This is a genomic window from Allomuricauda ruestringensis DSM 13258, assembly GCF_000224085.1.
Taxonomy (GTDB): Bacteria; Bacteroidota; Bacteroidia; order Flavobacteriales; family Flavobacteriaceae; genus Flagellimonas; species Flagellimonas ruestringensis.
In genome coordinates this window covers 2,081,390-2,102,599 of record NC_015945.1, presented here as the reverse complement: position 1 = coordinate 2,102,599, position 21,210 = coordinate 2,081,390, and the positions used below count along the sequence as shown (strand labels likewise).

The 21,210-nt window shown below is 43.5% G+C and carries 13 protein-coding genes and 2 tRNA genes; 7 read left to right on the top strand and 8 right to left on the bottom strand.

The genetic code is table 11. The features are described 5' to 3' along the window. Window positions 1-41: 41 nt before the first annotated feature. On the bottom strand, window positions 42-575 hold the full coding sequence (locus tag MURRU_RS09395) for an RNA methyltransferase (protein ID WP_014033226.1): 534 nt from the start codon (window positions 573-575) through the stop codon (window positions 42-44). Window positions 576-905: 330 nt separating this feature from the next. Between MURRU_RS09395 and mutS the strand changes: the two genes are divergently transcribed. The 5 genes from mutS to MURRU_RS17945 all read left to right on the top strand — a co-directional run bounded on the left by mutS (window position 906) and on the right by MURRU_RS17945 (window position 5,222). Then, on the top strand, window positions 906-3,488 hold the full coding sequence (gene mutS, locus MURRU_RS09390) for a DNA mismatch repair protein MutS (protein ID WP_041801921.1): 2,583 nt from the start codon (window positions 906-908) through the stop codon (window positions 3,486-3,488). A 76-nt stretch (window positions 3,489-3,564) separates the two neighbouring features. After that, window positions 3,565-3,637: transfer RNA gene (locus tag MURRU_RS09385), tRNA-Gly, on the top strand. Window positions 3,638-3,745: 108 nt separating this feature from the next. Continuing rightward, window positions 3,746-4,006 carry a GIY-YIG nuclease family protein gene (locus tag MURRU_RS09380; RefSeq protein WP_014033224.1) on the top strand — a complete coding sequence of 87 codons (261 nt, stop codon included), beginning with the start codon at window positions 3,746-3,748 and terminating at the stop codon, window positions 4,004-4,006. A gap of 11 nt (window positions 4,007-4,017) precedes the next feature. Next, window positions 4,018-4,103, top strand: a tRNA-Leu gene (locus MURRU_RS09375). 348 nt (window positions 4,104-4,451) lie between these two features. Continuing rightward, window positions 4,452-5,222, top strand: coding sequence for a hypothetical protein (locus tag MURRU_RS17945; protein WP_041801437.1), 771 nt, complete (start codon window positions 4,452-4,454; stop codon window positions 5,220-5,222). 71 nt (window positions 5,223-5,293) lie between these two features. On the opposite strand, the gene MURRU_RS09365 is transcribed toward MURRU_RS17945, so the two are convergent. Then, window positions 5,294-6,004 (bottom strand): gluconate 2-dehydrogenase subunit 3 family protein, encoded by a 711-nt coding sequence (locus MURRU_RS09365; protein ID WP_014033223.1) that lies wholly within the window; start codon window positions 6,002-6,004, stop codon window positions 5,294-5,296. 4 nt (window positions 6,005-6,008) lie between these two features. Continuing rightward, window positions 6,009-7,733, bottom strand: coding sequence for a GMC oxidoreductase (locus MURRU_RS09360; protein ID WP_014033222.1), 1,725 nt, complete (start codon window positions 7,731-7,733; stop codon window positions 6,009-6,011). Between the two features lie 223 nt (window positions 7,734-7,956). On the opposite strand from MURRU_RS09360, the gene MURRU_RS09355 reads away from it, so the two are divergent. After that, window positions 7,957-10,332, top strand: coding sequence for a prolyl oligopeptidase family serine peptidase (locus tag MURRU_RS09355; RefSeq protein ID WP_014033221.1), 2,376 nt, complete (start codon window positions 7,957-7,959; stop codon window positions 10,330-10,332). 274 nt (window positions 10,333-10,606) lie between these two features. Further along, window positions 10,607-11,851 carry an NRAMP family divalent metal transporter gene (locus MURRU_RS09350; RefSeq protein WP_014033220.1) on the top strand — a complete coding sequence of 415 codons (1,245 nt, stop codon included), beginning with the start codon at window positions 10,607-10,609 and terminating at the stop codon, window positions 11,849-11,851. A gap of 1 nt (window position 11,852) precedes the next feature. Here the strand turns inward: MURRU_RS09350 and MURRU_RS09345 are convergent, their stop codons facing one another. From MURRU_RS09345 to MURRU_RS09325, 5 genes are all read right to left on the bottom strand, one after another. Next, window positions 11,853-13,799, bottom strand: coding sequence for an OmpA family protein (locus MURRU_RS09345; RefSeq protein ID WP_014033219.1), 1,947 nt, complete (start codon window positions 13,797-13,799; stop codon window positions 11,853-11,855). Between the two features lies 1 nt (window position 13,800). Further along, window positions 13,801-14,790 (bottom strand): PorP/SprF family type IX secretion system membrane protein, encoded by a 990-nt coding sequence (locus MURRU_RS09340; RefSeq protein WP_014033218.1) that lies wholly within the window; start codon window positions 14,788-14,790, stop codon window positions 13,801-13,803. 1 nt (window position 14,791) lies between these two features. Next, window positions 14,792-19,630, bottom strand: coding sequence for a Calx-beta domain-containing protein (locus MURRU_RS17375; protein ID WP_148261498.1), 4,839 nt, complete (start codon window positions 19,628-19,630; stop codon window positions 14,792-14,794). Window positions 19,631-19,741: 111 nt separating this feature from the next. Then, complete coding sequence (fabD, locus tag MURRU_RS09330) at window positions 19,742-20,626, bottom strand: ACP S-malonyltransferase (RefSeq protein WP_014033216.1); 885 nt, start codon at window positions 20,624-20,626, stop codon at window positions 19,742-19,744. A 47-nt stretch (window positions 20,627-20,673) separates the two neighbouring features. Beyond that, the gene (locus MURRU_RS09325) at window positions 20,674-21,189 is read right to left on the bottom strand and encodes a gamma carbonic anhydrase family protein (protein WP_041801436.1); all 516 of its coding nucleotides are present in this window, start codon (window positions 21,187-21,189) and stop codon (window positions 20,674-20,676) included. Window positions 21,190-21,210: the final 21 nt, after the last annotated feature.

Here is a 21,210-nt window from a genome sequence, read left to right as displayed (position 1 = left end):
GACTTTATATATGGCCCTGTTTTTCAGGGCTTTTTTTTATTTTAGGGATTCTGCTTGGACCAGATGTCCCATACCACTACACCAGTGCTAACCGAGATATTCAAAGAATGTTTGGTGCCGAACTGGGGAATCTCCAGAACCGCATCGCTGGCAGTCACTACTTCCTGTGATACCCCTTTCACCTCATTTCCAAAAATCAAAGCTATCGTTTCGTCTGGTTTAACTTGGTAATCGTTGAGCATCACAGCATTTTCGGCCTGTTCCACCGAAACTATCTTTACACCGTTCTCCTTCAAGGCCTCAACAAGCTCCAAAGTATCCTTTTTGTATTCCCACTCCACACTTTCGGTAGCGCCCAATGCTGTTTTTCGAATATCCTTGTGAGGTGGGGTTGCCGTAATTCCACAGAGATAGATTTTCTGTACCAAAAAAGCATCAGCTGTGCGGAAAACGGAACCGATATTGTTTAAACTTCTAACATTGTCCAAAATGATGATGATTGGCGATTTTTTTGCCTCCTTAAAACTGGTCACATCCAATCGGTCCAGCTCGTTATTTTCCAGTTTTCGACTCATTTTTTAAACATTGGGGTGAAAATATCAACAAAAATTTTTGATGGGCGATGAAAACAATATATTCGTTTCCATCCCAATTTTGGGCAAAAATAAGAGAATAATTCACCTATGGATTGTCATTCCTGTGAAAACAGGAATCCATCAAACTAAGATTCTATAGACTCCGCATCATGCTTCGGCTTCGCTCAGCATCCGTGCGGAATGACAAAATGTTTAAAACTTTTGTTCGAATCCAAAGTTTATGCAATCCGATTTGGGAATTTTAATTCTCAAATAGATAACTAAATCGCTTTGGCAGCCAAGAAAAAGATAAAGAAAGTAACCCCGTTGATGCAGCAGTACAATGCCATTAAGGTAAAACACCCTGATGCCCTGTTGCTGTTTCGTGTTGGGGATTTTTACGAAACCTTTGGGGAAGACGCGGTAAAGGCCGCCAAAATACTGGGCATTATCCTTACTCACCGAAACAATGGGGGCGATAAAACCGAATTGGCAGGCTTTCCGCACCATTCCCTGAACACCTATTTGCCAAAATTGGTAAAGGCCGGACAGCGGGTGGCCATTTGCGACCAGTTGGAAGACCCTAAACAGACCAAGAGCATTGTAAAACGAGGTGTAACGGAACTCGTCACACCGGGCGTTGCCCTCAACGATGATATTCTTTCCGCCAAAAGCAACAACTTTTTGTGTGCCGTACATTTTGGAAGGAACAAATTAGGGGTTTCCTTTTTGGATATTTCCACGGGTGAATATCTAACATCAGAAGGGTCGGTGGAACAGGTGGACAAACTGCTTCAAAATTTTTCACCGAACGAAGTTTTGGTCTCCAAAAGCCATAAAAAGGATTTTGTGGAATGCTTTGGCAATCAATTCCACAGCTTCTTTTTGGAGGATTGGATTTTTCAGGAAGATTATGCGGAAGAGAGCTTGAACCATCATTTTGGCACTAAAACCCTAAAGGGTTTTGGTATCGACCATCTCAATCATGGTATTATTGCATCGGGTGCGGTTTTACATTACCTGTCCGAAACACAACACAGCCGATTACAGCATATCAACAAAATACAGCGTATTGCAGAGGAGGAATACGTATGGATGGACCGGTTTACCATCCGGAACCTGGAACTCTACAACTCTTCGCATCAAAATGCGGTGACTTTGTTGGACATTATCGACAAGACCATTTCCCCAATGGGCGGGCGACTGTTGAAAAGATGGTTGGCCCTTCCCTTAAAAAATGTGGAAAAAATCCAGCAAAGGCATCAAGTTGTCTCCTATTTAAAGGATGAGGACGAAGCGCTTGGCAAAATTCAGGGCTACATCAAACAAATGGGCGATTTGGAGCGATTGATCTCCAAATTGGCCACAGGTAAAATCAACCCTAAAGAGGTGGTACAGCTTAAAAATTCACTGGAAGCAGTTGTTCCCATCAAGCAATTGGCACAAAACAGCACCAACAATTCATTAAAAAATATTGGGGAACGGTTAAATGATTGCGAAGCCCTGCGTTCAAAAATCAAAGAAGTGCTCAACGAAGAGGCTCCCGTAAACATCGCCAAAGGCAGTACCATTGCGCAAGGCTATTCCGAAGAATTGGACGAACTGCGCGGCCTTGCCTTTTCCAGTAAGGACTATCTGGACCAAATGTTGCAGCGCGAAACCAAGGAAACAGGCATCACTTCCTTAAAAATTGCTTCCAATAACGTATTTGGCTACTACATCGAAGTTAGAAACACCCACAAGGATAAAGTTCCTGAAAGCTGGATACGCAAACAGACTTTGGTAAACGCAGAACGCTACATTACCGAGGAACTTAAAGAATACGAATCCAAAATCCTAGGAGCAGAAGAACGGATTTACCTGCTAGAGCAACAACTTTTTGAGCAATTGCTCGTCTGGATGCAGGAATACATTGCTCCAGTACAGTTGAACGCTCAACTTATCGCACAATTGGACTGCCTTTGCGGTTTTGCCCAATTGGCCAAGGAAAACAATTATGTTGAGCCTGTTGTAAATGACTCTACCGATATTGATATTAAGGAAGGAAGACACCCCGTTATTGAAAAGCAATTACCTATTGGTGATGCGTATGTAACCAACGATGTACTCCTGAATCGTGAAGAGCAACAGATTATTATGATTACCGGTCCCAACATGAGTGGTAAATCGGCTTTGTTACGGCAAACCGCCCTTATTGTTTTATTGGCACAAATGGGAAGCTTTGTTCCTGCCACCGAGGCCAATTTGGGGGTGGTAGACAAAATTTTTACGCGTGTGGGAGCCAGCGACAACATTTCGATGGGTGAATCCACCTTTATGGTAGAAATGAACGAAACCGCTTCCATTTTGAACAACCTTTCGGAGCGTAGTTTGGTCCTTTTGGACGAGATAGGTCGCGGAACAAGTACGTATGACGGGATTTCGATTGCTTGGGCCATTTCCGAATATTTGCACGAGCACCCTGCCAAGGCAAAAACCTTGTTCGCCACACACTATCACGAACTCAACGAGATGACCACTACGTTTTCCCGCATCAAAAACTACAATGTTTCGGTAAAGGAATTGAAGGACAATGTTCTTTTTCTTCGAAAATTGGTGCCTGGCGGAAGCGAGCACAGTTTTGGAATCCATGTGGCGAAAATGGCGGGTATGCCCCAACAGGTGATTCAAAAAGCTAACAAAATCCTTAAAAAGTTGGAGAAGTCACACTCCAGCGAAGAGATGACGGATAAACTGCAAGCATCCCAGAGTGAGATGCAATTAAGTTTTTTCAATTTGGACGACCCGCTGTTGGAAGAAATCAAGGAAGAAATATTGCATTTGGACATTGATACACTGACACCTGTGGAGGCTTTAATGAAACTAAACGAGATCAAACGACTGCTGGGCAAAAAGAAAAAGGCTTCTTCCTGAAAAAAATTCTTTCATTTTAATAGAAATGTTATAAATTTGCATCCGCGCTTGGGAAAAGTGCAGCGTTCTTTAAAATGCGAAAATAGCTCAGTTGGTAGAGCATCACCTTGCCAAGGTGGAGGTCGCGGGTTCGAATCCCGTTTTTCGCTCGACTTCGACTCCGCTCAGTCACCACGGGTGGAGTTTTTTTTTACTTACAAGTCCTGCTCGAGTGGTGGAACCTGCCTGCCGGCAGGCAGGTTGGTAGACAGAGAATTATGTTCTATACATACGCTTTAAATAGTTTAGAAAGAAACTATATTTATGTCGGAATCACTTCTGATATTGAAAGAAGAGTAAAAGAACATAACTTAGGTAAAAATAAAACGACAAGGCCTTACAGACCATTTGTTTTAATTTTTAAAAAAGAATTTAAAACAAGACTAGAGGCCAGGGTTGAAGAGATAAAATTAAAATCTGGGTACGGAAAAGAATTCTTAAAGAATTTGATTCACAACCAGAAAAATCAAAAATACTGAAAATAAGTCCTGCTCGAGTGGTGGAATTGGTAGACACGCCGGACTTAAAATCCTGTGGGCATTATTGCCCGTGCGGGTTCAAGTCCCGCCTCGAGTACAGAGAAACCCTGTAAACCCAATGTTTATAGGGTTTTTTGTTTTTAGCAACAATCATCAATTACGGGAATCTTACCAGTACCAGCCATAATCAAGTTGAATGTAATAGCATTCCTTCATCATGATATTAAGAGGGTTTTGAGGTTTATGAGATAATACAATCCTTCAGCGAATTTATCTATTATTCTACTTTTCGCTCATTAATATAGTTTTTATGTCAACATCTCCTGTCTGATTTTTTCCTTTATCCATTCAAAACACTCATCCATCAATTCAAACAAAGCATACGTCAATTAACTCTATTTTAGACAAGTAGCATAACTACCTTTGTCTTAAAAATTTATATTCTATGAAACTGATTAAGCTTTTTAGTATTGCCGTTCTTGCACTTGGCATAGCCATGGTCTCTTGTTCTGATGGTGAAGATGGGATCGATGGAAAAGATGGAATAAATGGTATCAAAGGACAAGACGGTCAAGATGGGAAAGACGGCGAAGATGGTGAAGATGGTGAAGATGGACAAGATGGTGAAGACGGTCAAGATGGCACTGATGGGCAAGATGGTGCCGATGGGCAAGATGGAGAAAATGGGGTAGGCTTTGATGAATTAACCCAATATGGATATATCACTCTTGAAATGGAGGGAAAGAGAGTGGATGATGTACTGTTCCAAGACTCCACATCGTTTAAGTTTACACCTATTGACCCTGCTGAATTACCAATCAACAATAATGTTAACTTTGGTGGCAACACTTATACTTTTGACATAAGACGTTTCCTTAGTGTCCCAAATAAAAACCAAGATGACACAAATTCTTTTGTAAAGATTGTATTCGAGATTACCGATCCGGGAGAGAATTCCCAAAGCATAGATTTTTTCAATATTCAAATCAACGAATATGCAGTCGTGGGGGATGACAATAAATATTTTGTTGTGGACGATAATTGGCCTTTTTTTACCCCTGAAGATGATGACATAATTAAGGATGTTATCTACGACACTACCACCAAACACCTGACCTTTTCATTCACGTTCACCATTCCTGCATTAGACAATGTTACAGGCAACGACCTACATATATCAGGGGAAGTGGACATCATAGCTTTGGAAGCCTTATAACATCATCAACATAAAATAAAAAGCCCTGCCTTTAAAAGGCCAGGGCTTTTTATTTTTTAGTGAAATCTTTATTATGTTAACAAATTGCCATCCTCGTCCCATTCTGCGATGATGCCACGCTTGCTCTGGTCCACACATTTGGCGAGCCATTCCTCGTCGTACGATACCCCGTGCTGTTCCAGTACATCGTCCGGTACGCCGTCCCATACATTGGGCTGGTTCCCTTTATAACCGATCTCCTCTATCCCGATCTTACTCGTATAGAAGCCCGTCATCGTCAGGTTCCTGACCAACGAGAAGAAGTTCACCTCAAAGGGGCGCTCGTTGCTTGGGACTTCCGGGTCGTAATAGGCGATTCCGTCCAGTATGGCCCTTTGCTGTTCTTCGGTCGCCTTTTTGAACTCCGCTCCGTACTCCGTGTTGCCCTTGTGGTCCAACCACATGATCCCCCCGCGGATGTCGGGCTGTAAGGTCTCCTCGTCCTTGGACATAAACTCGATAAAGCCGACCACATCGGCATCCGATGCTCCTTTGTAATCCTCCGATGGGGGCAGGATAAGGTCGCACAATATGGTAAGCGTTTCCACTTCATGGGGATTCAGAAACTGTTCGTCCTGTAGTTCGTCGATCAGTTCGGTCTCCTGTGGCACTCTTCCCGGGTAGGTGATCTTTGGTGCTTCCGTTAATTCTGTCCCTTCCGTAGCGGGTTTGCATCCGTGTATGGCCAGTCCACCGGCCACGGAGCCCAGTACTATCGATTTTAAACTCTTTCTTCTGTCCATGTCCTTAAATGTTTTGTTGTTTCAATTGCTCCACGATATATTCCGAAGCCCTCATGGAAAGCGCCAAAATAGTCCACGTACAGTTCTTATCCGCTTGCGAAGTAAATGGTCCTGCATCAACAATAAATACATTGTCTACATCGTGCAGCTGCTGAAATTTATTGGTCACTGATGTTTTCGGGTCATCTCCCATTCTAGTTGTTCCAACCTCGTGGATAATGTTTCCAGGGTTGTGCAAACCATAATTGATGTCTTTACCTGGTTTTTCCCCCATAAACTCACCACCCATATTGGTCAAGATTTCCTCAAAAGTATCTTGCATGTGCTTGGCCTGGTTGATTTCGTACTGGCTCCATTTGTAGTTGAACCGCAGCACTGGGATACCGAACTCGTCCACCGTGGTCGGGTCTATTTCACAATAGTTCTCCTTCCTTGCAATGGATTCTCCCCGACCGGCCATGCCCACTACGGCACCGTAGTATTTTTTGGCATCGCTGCGCAGTACGTCGCCATAGCCGCCCACCTTGGTCCCGAAGAACTTATTGAACTCGTTCACATTGAAACCGAATCCGTAACTGGGCATACCCATACCGCCCCAAACTTCAATGTGGTAACCACGTGGAAAATCCAACTTGGAATTATCACCCCACCAAGGTGAGTACACATGCATACCTCCTACACCATCTTCGTTATAGGAAACCTTTCGGTTCATCAAATCGGGAATAAATGCAGCTCTATCAGCACCCGTTGAATCGTGCAGATACCTACCCACAACGTCACTGCTGTTCCCTAATCCATTCGGGTGTTGCTTACTTTTTGAATTGAGAAGGATACGAGCAGAACTACAGGCCGAGGCACCCAGTACCACTACTTTTCCTTTCAATTTATATTCTTTACGATCTTCTTTGTTAATGTAGGACACTCCTGTGGCTCTACCTTCTTCATCGGTATTGACCTCACGAACCATGCAATTCACAAAAAGATCGATTTGTCCTCCATTTTTCTGCGCAGGAAAAATTAAACATGTCCCTGCAGAGAAATCAGCATATACCTGGCAGGCTCTATTACATTGCCCACAGTAGAAGCACACCCCGCGGTCGTTATTGATTTTCTTGGTCAGCATGGACATCCGCGACGGATACACGGGAATGTTGCTCTTGCGTGCTCCTTTGATATAAAAAAGCTCGTGCAATCTTGGTTTGGGCGGTGGCAGAAAAAAACCGTCCGGGTCGTTGGGAAGGCCTTCGTTGGTGCCGAACACCCCGATCATCTTGTCCACCTTATCGTAATACGGCTTTACATCTTCATAACCTATGGGCCAGTTGTCGCCGTGGCCGTCCTCATCTTTGTGCTTAAAGTCCTTTGGCCCAAAACGAAGTGAAATCCTTCCCCAGTGGTTGGTACGCCCACCGAGCATCCGGGAGCGGAACCATTCGAACTGGGTACCGTCTTTCTGGGTATAGGGCTCACCTTCGATGTCCCAACCACCGTAAGCGGCATCAAAATCCCCAAAGGGTCGGAAACGCGTGCTCTTGCCACGCCTAGGGCTCTCGTAGGGCCACTTTAATTGGGTCTGGTGCTCCGGCATGGCAGGGTCGAAAAACGGACCCGCCTCCACTACGGCAACCTTTAGGCCGGCCTCCGACAAAACTTTCGCCGACATACCGCCACCTGCTCCAGAGCCCACAATAATGGCATCGTAGACCGTGGAATTCTCTATAATCTGCATGGATATAAGTTTGGTTTAGTTTTATTTTGCTTTAAATCAACGCATTACCCTATAATCGAAAAGGGGTAAATTGATGTTTTGTGCAACTAGTGCGTTTTAAAGATACTTTTTCCATAAATAAAAACAGGAAGTTTTATCAAATTTTCATTTTAATAGTTGATAATATAAACTCATCAAAATACCCGATATTTGAAGAACGAACCCCCTAAACCTCGGGATAATTATGGGAAGATTTTTTACGCCATTCGTACTTTTTCTTATCACTTTGAACACTTTGTTTGCTCAAAAAGGAAACATCTCCACCTTAAAAATCAAAGATATTATGCAGGGAGATGACTTTGTCGGGCATAGGCCATCCACCCCCTATTGGTCCACAGATGGGAAAACTTTGTATTTTGATTGGAATCCGAACAACGCAATGAGCGATTCGCTATATGCTTACTCCATTGACCATAAAAACATTGAAAAACTGGGCTTTTTAGAGGCCAACGCACTTCCCTCATCTAGATTAACATACAACCAAGCAAAAACGGAGGCCGTGTATTCAAAAAATGGGGATATTTTCCTTTTAGATCTTAGCACCTATCAATCCAAAACCATAACCAAAACCCAAGAAAGGGAAAGCAATCCACATTTTACCGATGATGGAAAAAGCATTGCCTTTGTGAGAGATGGAGAGCTTTATACTTGGAATATAGATTCGGGGTTGATAGAACAGAAAACTCACTTTGTAAAATCTAAAGATGGAGAGCCGAATCGTGATTCTAAGGATGAATGGCTCTACCAGGATCAATTGGATATTTTTGATGTACTACAAGAGCGCAAAGCAAAAAAGGATACTGGGGAGCAGATCAGTAAAAAACTGGAGTCCTTGGAGCCTTTGGAAATTGAAACGGGCGGAAAACAAGTTATCAGCCTTGAGATGGACCCATCGGGTTCGTACGTAACCTACATTTTGATGGACAGACCGGATTCCAAGGGAACCATAGTTCCACATTTTGTAACCGAATCGGGATATACCGAAGATCAAAACACCCGTTCCAAAGTAGGTGACGAGCCCACACAATACGAAATGTTTGTGTACGATGTGGAAAACCGCAAAAACTATCCCGTGGTTTTGGATAATCTGGAGGGTCTGGACTATGTTCCGGAGTACACCAAGGATTATCCGGACAAAACCTATGAAAACGAGGACCGTATCGGATATATTAACGGACCTGCCTGGAACACGGATGGCAGTAAAGCCATTTTGGATATTCAGGCCAATGATTATAAGGACAGATGGATTGTGCTACTAGACCCTAAATCCGGAACTGTGGAACCATTGGACCGCCAACATGATGAAGCTTGGATTGGTGGCCCAGGCATAGGCCGCTACCGAGGGGGAGATTTGGGATGGATGCCCGATGACAAGAAAATTTGGTTCATGTCCGAAAAAACAGGGTATTCCCATTTGTACACCATGGACATCAACAACAAAAAATCCAAGGCCTTGACCTCTGGGGCATTTGAAATTTATGATGCTTTTCTATCAAAAGATAAAAACAGCTGGTATTTTACTTCCAACAAAACCCATCCTGGTGATCGTCAATTCTATTCCATGCCACTCAAAGGTGGAAAATGGGAACAATTGACCAATATGGTGGGTAGAAACGATGTGGTGCTTTCCCCCAACGAGGAAAAAATGGCCATTCTCTACTCCTACTCCAACAAGCCTACGGAATTGTTCATCAAAGACAATCCTGTTGAGACTAATGGAAACCCTCAAGCAGAGCAAATTACGAATTCCAATACTGATGACTTTAATGCCTACGATTGGAAAGACCCAGAAATTATCACCTTCAACGCATCCGATGGCGCAGAAGTCCACGCAAGATTGTATCAACCCGAAGCTTCGGTCAAAAACAAAGCCGCTGTGATTTTTGTACACGGTGCAGGTTACCTGCAGAATGCACACAAGTGGTGGAGTTCCTATTTTAGGGAGTATATGTTCCACAACCTTTTGGTGGACAATGGTTATACGGTACTTGATATTGATTACCGCGGAAGTGCAGGTTACGGTAGAGATTGGCGAACCGGTATTTACAGGCACATGGGCGGCAAGGATTTGTCCGATCAAGTAGATGGCGCCAAAATGTTGATGGATGAATATGGCATCGATACCGATAAGATTGGTATTTATGGAGGTTCCTATGGTGGATTTATCACCTTGATGGGCATGTTCAACGCACCTGATACCTTCAGTGCTGGCGGGGCGATTCGTTCCGTTGGCGATTGGGCGGCATACAACCATGGCTATACGGCACGAATTTTAAACACGCCTGCTACCGATAGCTTGGCCTACAAGCGTAGTTCTCCCATTTATTTTGCGGATGGATTAAAGGGCGACCTTTTAATTCTTCATGGGATGGTAGATGATAATGTACACTTTCAGGATATGGTTCGACTTTCCCAACGTTTGATTGAACTCGGCAAGGAAAACTGGGAAATGGCGGTTTATCCAGTGGAACGACACGGCTTTGTGGAACCCAGCAGTTGGACGGACGAGTATACCCGTATCTTTAAATTGTTCCAGAAATCACTTTTAGGGAAAGAATAAATGGTTTTGGTGTCATGCTGAACTTATTTCAGCATCTCATCCCACTGAATATGAGCATCCTTATGCGACCCTGAAACAAGTTCAGGGTGACGTTGTCAACATCATAACAGATAAAATAACATCGAGTATGGATTCTTATCAGCAAAATAATTTGTGTTCGAACTGACCTTTCTTTTTCAATGCTTCAAATTGAAGTGACTCAACACATCCCGAAACAAAAAACTTTCAACAAAAAAACATATCTTCCTGCCTTAAAAATTAATAAACAAGCTGCATGAAGGCATTGTTGAAAGCACTTGGCCCTGGCCTGTTGTTTGCCAGTATGGCCATTGGCACCTCACATTTGGTACTCTCTACCAAAGCGGGAGCCCAATATGGATGGGTCATGGTAATTCCCATTCTTTTGGCCAACTTGCTTAAGTATCCTTTTTTTGAATTTGGGGTACGATACACCACTGTTACAGAAAAAAGTTTGATAGAAGGATATACCAACTTGGGCAAAACCTATTTGTACATCTATGCCTTTGTCACCCTAATTTCCACTTTTACGATTTTAGCGGCTCTTTATGTGGTAACGGCAGGTTTATTCATGAATTTGTTTGGTGTAACCTCCGTGGGAGCTGGGACCATTTCGTTTTGCCTTTTTGTATTTATTAGCTTATTGCTGATTATTGGTAAGTACCAGTTTTTGGAACGTTCCCTAAAGGCAGTTATCTCCATACTTTTTATAGCGCTGTTGATTACAACCCTTATGGTACTGCAAAAAGGTCCTGTACCGAATGCCGAATCGTACCAGAGACCCGAAATTTTTAATGAAGTCGGTATTTTGTTTTTGATCGGCTTGGTCGGATGGATGCCTACAGCCGTAGAGGCATCAGGATGGGTGAGCCTTTGGGGCATGGAAAACCTAAAGACCATGAAGAACAAGCCTACGCTTAAACTTGCCCTTCAAGAATTTAATGTAGGTTATATATTAACGGCAGTTTTAGCGTTGTTTTTTATGATTATCGGTTGGATGACCCTGTATGGTACGGGGACCAAACTCAGCGGCAACGCTGTGGTTTTTGCCGACCAGTTGGTCAATCTGTTCACCACACATATTGGGAGCTGGGCCTACTTTTTTATTGCCGTAGCTGCTTTTGCGACCATGTTCAGTACGTGCATGACCGCCCATGACGCTATTTCCCGTGTGAGTTTGGACGTGCTTCAAAAACTATATCCTAAGAAAAACATCTACGACCAGAAACATGCTTTCGCCTTGATGGTAATCGTAATGGCCTGGATCAATTGGATTGTAATCAGTCTTTTTAGTGCCAATATGGGCAAACTCGTTGCCTTGGCCACTTTTGTGTCCTTTGTTTTTGCGCCGCTATTGGGATGGATGAACCTAAAAACGGTAACCGGAAAAGATGTTCCCGATGAGCACAAACCCAAAATGGGACTAAAAGTACTTACCTACTGTGGAATGGTTTTTCTATCGCTTTTTGCACTCTACTATTGCTGGATGTTGTTGCTATAGCTTAATCAAACAACACATTATCATTTAGGACCACGATCAAAGAACGTTGGTTCTTTTTGTGCAATGTTTCCAAGCAGAATACGCCGTTGGTGCAGTTGTTCAAGATTTTGTCCTCTCCATAACCTACGGAATATAGGATATTGCTAGCAGGCACACCGCTTTCCACCAAATATTTTTTTATAGCATCTGAGCGCATTTGGGTAAGTCTAAAATTAGTGCTGCTGCCTCCCCTACTGTCAGTATAAGTTTCAATTCTAAGTTGAGCCTGCGGAAAAGCTTTCACAAAGTCCACCACCGTGTTCAGTTCATTTTTGATATCATCCGTTAATTGCGTAGAGCTGGTGCTAAAATAGAAATCGTCCATCTTCACCACTTTCTGGCCCTCGCGCTCTTCTACCATATCATTGTAAAAGGAAATTGGCACATCAAAAGTGTTATTTTGCAAGGCTTCGAGTTCATCTTGATTGAACTTTTTAATGTATCTTGAATAGCGCTCTTTGGATGCATCCAAAATCAATTCGGTTTCGTATGGAATTTCCAATCGATATTGCCCTTCTTCATCCGAACTTGTTTCTGCCAACATTTCCCCATTCATATCCCAAAGACTTACTGCTGCATTGGAAACTACTTCGTTTGCATTGCTCGCATTCACAACGGTTCCTTTAAAGGTAATGGTCTTGAGGCCAGGCTTTTCGTCAACCTTAAAGCCGTAAATATCATCTTTTCCTTTTCCTCCTTCACGGTTTGATGTGAAGTACCCCAACAAACCATCACCATCATTTCTAATGATCATTCCAAAATCATCGAATTCAGTATTAATAGGTGTTCCCAAATTAATAGGGATTCCAAAACCTTCGCCTTCAATGTTGGATTTATAGATGTCCATGCCACCAAGGCCATAAAACACATCGGAAGCAAAGTAAAAACTGTTCTCAAATATAAATGGGGCAACCTCGTTACCTGATGAATTGATACGTGGCCCTAAATTGATAGGGGCGGACATTACCTGTCCATTGTTGGTGTACACAAAATAAATGTCCGTTCCTCCGTAGCCCTCTTCAAAATCGGCAGAAAAGTAGAGTTTTCCGTTGGCATCATCGTAAAAAGGGTAATAGAAAGAGGTGCTCAAATCCTTTAGCAACAACTGGTAGGAACCTCCAATGGTCTGTTTTGCAATGGCCAAGGCATTTTTGCCATTTTCATCAAAGGCAAGTTCTCCATCTTGGGTGTTGGACAACACATAAAATACACTGTTCAAGCCAGATGAATACAATGGTGTAGCCTCATGGTAATCGGTTTCCTTTAGTTCCTGAAAAGATTGCAGCGCAGTAATTTGGCCCGTTGGTTGTATTTCGGACTCATAAATATTGAAATAGCCTTCGTTACCCGGTTCGTATCGTAGTTTTTTGTTGACTTGACGCCCGCTGGAGAACAATAACTTATCATTGTAAAAACTAGGGGCAAAATCTGTTTGGGGACTATTGCCCTCCAAATTGAAGATTTCGTACTCCAACTGATTCGCTTCGGCACCGTTCTGCAACAACTGATTATTGAATTCCATGTTCTCCATCAGTTCCTTTGGAAAACTTGATGATATATTGGTTAAAAAGTCTTCTTTTCCTTCGACATTCGGACTTTTGGATAGGCTCTGCAACATTTTATTGTAATGGTGCGTGTCCATCAAGGTGTCTTGGTCATAGATTTTCATGTAGGCTTCCGAAGCCTTGTCGTAATTATTTGTTTCAAAATAAGCGTCCGCAAGGTTCAGGAACTGCTGCTTGGTCAATACACCTTCAGAAAGATCTTCTTCGTATGCATTGACTGCTTTTTGGTATTCGTATTGAAAAAAGAAAACATCGCCTTGGGACTTCTTTTTTTGGGCAAAGCAGAAAACCACACCCAGTAGGGATACCAAAAGTGTTATCTGTATTTTTTTTGTATGGTTCATGTTAGAAAAATCTTGGGGAATCTATCTGCTTACCTTTATTGTTTTGTTTCTTGTTTTTTGATTTATTGTTTCCAAAGTCAAAACCACCTCTTCCAATATAAAATTTTAAAATGGCTTCGTGGGAACCGCCGCTGTACTCGCCCAAACCATTGGTGTTATAATCGTAAGAGTATCCAATAAACATTCCGTTGGAAATCTGGAAACCTGCCAATCCGCTCACGGCATTATCAAACCTGTATGAAGCTCCGATGGTCAATGCATCAATAAATTGAAAATTGGCCGATAGGTTTACCGTTACCGGGGAGCCTTGGAGATAATTCACCAAAAAAGCTGGTTTAAATTTGGTTTGCTCTCCCAACTCGAACACGTAGCCCCCAATGGCATTGAATTGCATATTATCTTCTACAATGGTCGCCACTTCATCATTATATAGGGCATTGGTCAAAAAATTGGGAACCGAAACCCCCAAATACCAATCTTCTTTGTGATACATAAAAAGTCCTGCACCCACGGTCGGATAGAAATTACTATAATTCCCTCCTAAGATGGAACCGTCCGATGGGTCTTCAAAAGTACCTTTGGAATAATCAATATTCAAGGACGAACCTCCTGCATTGAGTCCAAAGGAGAGCTTGGTGTCTTCCGATAATTGAATTTGGTAGGAATAGGCCACATCAAAATAGGTTTGTGTGGATGGTCCCAAAACATCGTTTACAATATTGATGCCCAGTCCCATTTTTTCGTTGTTGAATGGAATATTGGCCCCTCCACGTATGGTTGTTGGTGCTCCAGGGATATCCACCCATTGTGCGCGGTACAACCCAATAATTTCAGGACTTTCCACCGTACCTACGTAGCCTGGGTTAAAACTACCGATATTGTACATGTACTGGGTATACTGTGGTTCTTTTTGTGCATAGGCAAAACCCACAGCCATAAAAAGCACTACTAGAACAATTCTGTTTGTTGAAAAACCTGTTTTATCTGGCATTTTAGTTGTTCCTTACAATTTGAATCCACCCTTTTACCACGTCCGTTCCATCTCCATTAAGATCTAGGATATAAAAATAGGTGCCTTTGGGCAAATCTCCGTTCTTACCTGTTCCGTCCCACGAACTGTCATAACCATCCATTTGGAAGACGCTGTTCCCATAGCGATCGAATACTTCGAAAGTGTTATCTTCAAAATCTTCATGATTCACAAGGGTCAATGTATCGTTACGTCCATCGCTGTTGGGCGAAAAAATAGTACAAATGGTTCCTGGGTCTTCACATTGGTTTCTATTAATGGTTACCGTAACGGAATCCGAATTATTATCAGTGATCTCATTGTCTGCCGGTATGGAGGACTCCAATGTCGCCGTATTCGAAATATCTCCAGCATTTGTTGCCCTTACCGTTATTGTAAGTGATGCTTCTGCATCTGTTGCTTCCAATTGCGCAATCGTCCATTCCCCAGTATTGGCATCATAGTTTCCAATGGATGCTTCGGCATCGATAAATTCAAAATCTTCATCAAGTACATCCGAAATTACGATGTCCGTTACCGTGTTTCCATCAACATTTTCCACACTGATCACAAAAACTATCTCCTCACCCACCAAGTAAGAAGAATTGCCCTGCACTGTTTTGGTGATGGCCAAATCTATAGCTTCATTGGAAATGCAATCCTGCACGGTAATGGTCACCTGAGCCGATGAAGTATCGGCACAGGACCCCACGGTATCGGTTGTATACTCAAACACATACGCCCCGCTGGGCAATCCTGTAAAATCAACGGTATTATCCGCATCAAGGACTATTTCTCCGTTGGAAGGATCGGTAACCACGGCCCATGTTCCTGCATCCTGGCCCATCAGACCATCGTCCAAATCAAAACTAGTGGGACCTTCATCACTCGAAACGTTGCACACCGTCAGACCTTCGATAGGAACACCAGGTGAGAGTTCGTTGTCTATTGTAGCGATGACCTCAACTCGTTCAGATTCACATCCGTTGGCGGAAGCTGAAACATAAAAAGAGGTTGTTTCGGTCAAAGTGTTTGTTGTGTATGTAGCACTTGTACCAACAATATTTCCGCCTGTTGGGGCATCGTACCATGTGTAATTGATGGTACTCTCATCTGCTACGGATGCACTAGCTGTTAATATTAACGTAGCGGCATCACAACTGGAATCACCAGTGGTCGTATCAACTGTAGGGGTGAAATTACGCACTAAGGTGATAGCCAATACAGGGCTACCGCAATCGTTTGTTTCATCGTAGTAAAAGCCGTAATAGGTTCCAGGTTCCACTACATTGCTGCTATTAAGGTGTGCTCCTGTTTCCGAAGGAACCGAACTTGTACTCCAAATGAGCTCACTGCCCGATGGCGCTGTACCTGTAACATAACTGCTCAAATCCGTGCTTACTTCATCACAAAATTCTATGGTGGTATCATCCCCGTTAAACGTTGGGGCCGTATTTCCAGCATTGCAAGGACCGGAACAATCGTCAACAGTAACGATCAACTCTACGGTTTGGTCGGCACAAATACCTGATGCCGTAGCTGTATAAGTAAAAATATAATCGCCCAAAGGTTGACCATCAAAGTTTACCACATTGTCCGCATCAATGGTTATAGCTCCACCTGATGGGTCCGTAGTGATACTCCAAAGCCCTGGATCTGCTCCCGAAAGTTGATTGTCCAAATCAATAGTGGTGCCACCGTTCGAAGAATCAGCACAAACACTGGCCCCAGTTGTGGTTCCAGGATTGGGTTCTTCGTTTACCGATAGCTGCACCGTTACCGTATTGGGGCTAGCACAATTGTTTAAACTATCGTAATAAAATCCGTAATAGGTGTTGTTATTGACCACCTGTGTGCCTGTTACAACACTCGAAGCCAAATAATCTGCTGCTACACTTGAGTCAGGGTTTGAGCTCCAAACCAATTCTGTTCCAATTGGTGCAGCTTCATCTACATAATTATCCAAATCCTGAGTAAAATCATCTAAGGTTTCCACACAGAATTCCTTACCTGTATCGTTAAGTGATGGGGCTGTTGTTCCTGCATAACAGGTTTCTTTGATTGCGGTATCTTCTGCAACATCTCCATCTCCATTAGTATTTGATAATATTACGGAAAGCGTAATGGTGCCGTTGCCTAGACCACTTAAATTTACCCCTGTTATTTGTTCGTTTGCTGCGGATATCGTCCCAGAACCGATAACATTTGTACCTCCCCCGCTGCTGCTGAACGTATATTCGTAATCGGCATCTACTTCTGCTCCTGAAAAGGTAAAACCAATATTGGTATCATTCACCGAATTGATAGGGTCTTGGTCTATAGTCACACCATACCCTGATGGTACTGCAACAAGTTTAGTAGCCATATCGCTAGCTAGTGGTCCCGATCCATTATCATTACTTAGGGTTACATCCAAAGTAATTGTACCATCTGCAAGACCACTTAAGTCAATCCCTGTTATTTGTTCGTTGGCTGTAGAAACCGTTCCTGAACCTGTAACATCTGTACCGCCCCCGTCACTGCTGAAGGTATAATCGTAATCTGTACCAGAAATGGCATTTGTAAACGTAAAGCTTACATCATCCTCATTGTCTGAATCAATTAAGTTCTGATCTATCGTCACACTATACCCTGTTGGCACGGCTGTATCTTTTATGGCAATATCAGTGGTTTCTGGTCCTTCTGTGCCCAAAACATTGGTAATGGTTACCGTAAGAGTAATCACACCATCCGGCAGACCGCTCAAATCAATATTGGAAACAGTTCTATCCGATGTAAGAACTGTTCCACTACCTGTTACGGATAATGTATTGCCATCACCATCACTGGTAAATGTATAATCGAACGTGGTAAGAAATGTTGGAGCACTGGAAAAAGAAAAACTAACATTTTCTTCATTGGTAATATTAATCGGATCTTGATTAATGGTCACTGTATACCCACTAGGTTGATTATCATCCTCACTGGTTATGGTTACTGTAGCACTGTTTGGCGAACCAATAGTATAGTCAGCACCAGTATCAAGAGTTACTATTACCTCTTCATCCAATTCTGTGAGATTATCGTCTATAGGATTAACCGTAATAACCGCAGTCTGCTGATCATCAATAACATCCACACTACCCAATAACGCCTCATAATCATCATCTGGTGTAGCATCTCCCGAAACTACATAATTTATTGTTATTGGTGAACCTGTTTCATTAACCGCACCAATATCCACTGTAAATACCCCCTCTTCCGTACCAAGTTCAGCTGCTGTATCATCTGTTGCAATGATTGACACAACTGGAGTATCATCGTTCTGGATCGTGCCCGACGCAGGGGAACCGCTGACACCCACTCCATTGGTCGGTGTACCTAAAGCCACCTCGAAGGTCTCATCAGCCTCGACTATCGCATCATCCGTTATCGGCACAGTGATCTCTTGTGTTTCTCCGGGGTTGCCGACAAAAATCAACGGAGGGCCGACCGTATCATCGTAATCAACACCGCCAGTGGCCGTGTCGTCACTGAATGAGTATGCTACCTCTGTGCCGCCAAAAACCGCATTGTCAAGGGTGACCGTAAAGACCATATTACCAGCGGCCACGTCCTCAGTTGCGCTGACATCCGTTATCGTAAGGGTCGCACTATCATCATTTGTTATCGTGCCCGTCGCAGGGGAGCCGCTAACGCCAACTCCGTTGGTAGGGGTGCCCAGGACCACCTCGAAGGTCTCATCCGCCTCGACTATCGCGTCGTTTGTTATCGGCACCGTGATCTCTTGTGTTTCCCCAGGGTCGCCGACAAAGTTCAATGCACTCCCAGTATTGTCGTAATCAACACCGCCCGTTGCGGTGACATCCGTAAATGTGTACGTGACATCCGTTCCGCCAGCTACCTCATTGTCAAGTGTTACCGTAAATACCAGATCACCTCCCGCTACGTCCTCCGAAACACTAACATTCGTCATTGTTAGGGTCGCACTGTCATCATCAAGTATCGTGTTGGTCGCCGTCAGGTTCGCTGGGGACGGGTCCAAGGTTATCGATCCATTGGAAGTGCCCGTAAGGGTTACCTCAACAGTTTCGTTCCCTTCCACTATGGCATCCTCAATAACGGAAAGGACGATGTCCGCCGTTGTGTCACCCGCGAATATAGTCACCGTTCCCGTTGCCGTAAAGTCGATATTCTCCGTAGCCGTACCATCCGTAATGCTGTAGTTGACATCAGTATCCGTGGACGATATGGCAGTCTGGGTCACCGTCAGAACACCGTCCGTCACGCTCCCGGCCCCGTTCTCCGAACCGTTGGTGGTGTTCAATATGTTCACGGTCGCACCGTCGTCATTGTTTATCGTATAGGTCGTCGTAATTTGTGGACCCAAGGTTAAAGTACCATCAGAAGTGGATAAGGAAAAATTAATATCCTCATCTGACTCAACATCAGAATCTTCTGTTATTGAAAGCCCTGTAATTGGTATAATAGTTGTAGAAGAGTAATCGTCGGCAGGGATTACCACAACTTGAGGACTGGAAAATGAATAATCAGTACCAGCGTCCGCAGAACCTGTTCCATCATCAGTAACAGTTACCGAAGTATCGGTACCAAGCATCCCCCCAGACACTATGAGCTCAGGGAGGTTACCACCATTAGCCTCGACATCTGAACTCGTCGCCTGAGAGAATTGGACATTAATCTGCCCAAACCCCACACCAATACCGAGCAGTAAAAAAACAACAAACAATAGTCCACCACGACCTATGGTGGTCCTGGGTTTATTTGGGGCATTTTTATATAAGGTTGACATCACCAATTCAATCAATTTCAGTTTATCCAAAAGCTACATATAGGTCGGTGATTTGGGGCTACCAATATTACAAAAAAGGCAAGGAACATCCTTGCCAATTAGTTTAAACCTCAGTTTATTCGGATAAAGTGTTTTCCTTGCCTACGAAACTGTCGCAGAAGTGGTTTCGGCCTCGCGGTGGATTTTTTTCACCAAGCCTTGCAACACCTTGCCCGGCCCTACTTCCACAAAGGATGTGGCTCCATCTTTCACCATTTGTTGCACGCTTTGCGTCCACTTTACGGGAGCAGTTAATTGTAGTATTAAATTCTTCTTGATTTCTTCGGCATCGGACACGGCCGTAGTCGTTACATTTTGATAAATAGGGCAAGTAGGTATTTTGAATTCCGTAGATTCAATCGCTGCTGCCAATTCTTCCCTGGCAGGCTCCATTAAAGGGGAATGAAATGCTCCTCCCACGGGCAACAACAAGGCTCTTCTTGCTCCAGCTTCCTTCATTTTTTCACAGGCGATGTTTACGGCATCCACCTCACCAGAAATTACCAATTGTCCTGGGCAATTATAGTTGGCGGGAACCACAATGCCTTCCACTTCGGCACAAATCTTTTCCACTACCTCATCTTCCAAGCCCAAAACAGCGGCCATGGTACTGGGTTGAATTTCACAGGCTTTTTGCATGGCAAGGGCACGTTGTGAAACCAATTTTAGGCCATCTTCAAAATTTAATGTTCCATTGGCCACCAATGCGGAGAATTCCCCCAAAGAGTGACCAGCAACCATATCGGGTTTAAAGGTATCCCCCAACACCTTGCTCAAAATCACGGAGTGCAAAAAGATAGCAGGCTGGGTCACCTTGGTCTGCTTTAAATCTTCGGCAGCGCCCTCGAACATGATATCGGTTATGGAAAACCCAAGAATTTCGTTGGCTTTTTCAAAAAGTTCCTGTGCTTCGGAATGGTTTTCGTAGAGGTCCAAGCCCATACCTACAAATTGTGCCCCCTGTCCTGGAAAAATATATGCGTTCATAGTTGTCGAGTTTTTGAGTGGGACAAAAATAGGGATAATTTGTTTGCTTACCCTTCCTTAAACCAACTGGAATATTTTATGTAATTGTTGGCAATTCGGTAAATTTCCCCCGAAGAAAGTTCGGGACTGATATCTTTTATTTTCTTGGCGGGCATTCCGGCATATATACTCCCGGCTTCTACAAGTGTACCTTTGGTAACCACAGCCCCTGCCGCAATAATGGAGTTGCTTTCCACCACGCAATCATCCATAATAATACTCCCCATACCCACAAGCACATTGTCCTTAATGGTACAGCCATGGACGATGGCATTATGCCCAATGGACACATTGTTTCCAATAGTGGTCGGAGATTTTTGATAGGTGCAGTGGATAACGGCACCATCCTGTACATTCACTTTGTTGCCCATTTTTATAAAATGGACATCGCCCCTGATCACGGCATTGAACCAAACGCTACATTGATCGCCCATACTCACCTCGCCAACAATGGTGGCATTTTCGGCTATAAAACAGTCTTTTCCTATTTCTGGGGATTTGCCCCTCACGGATTTCATAATCATTCTAATATATTTTGAGGTTTT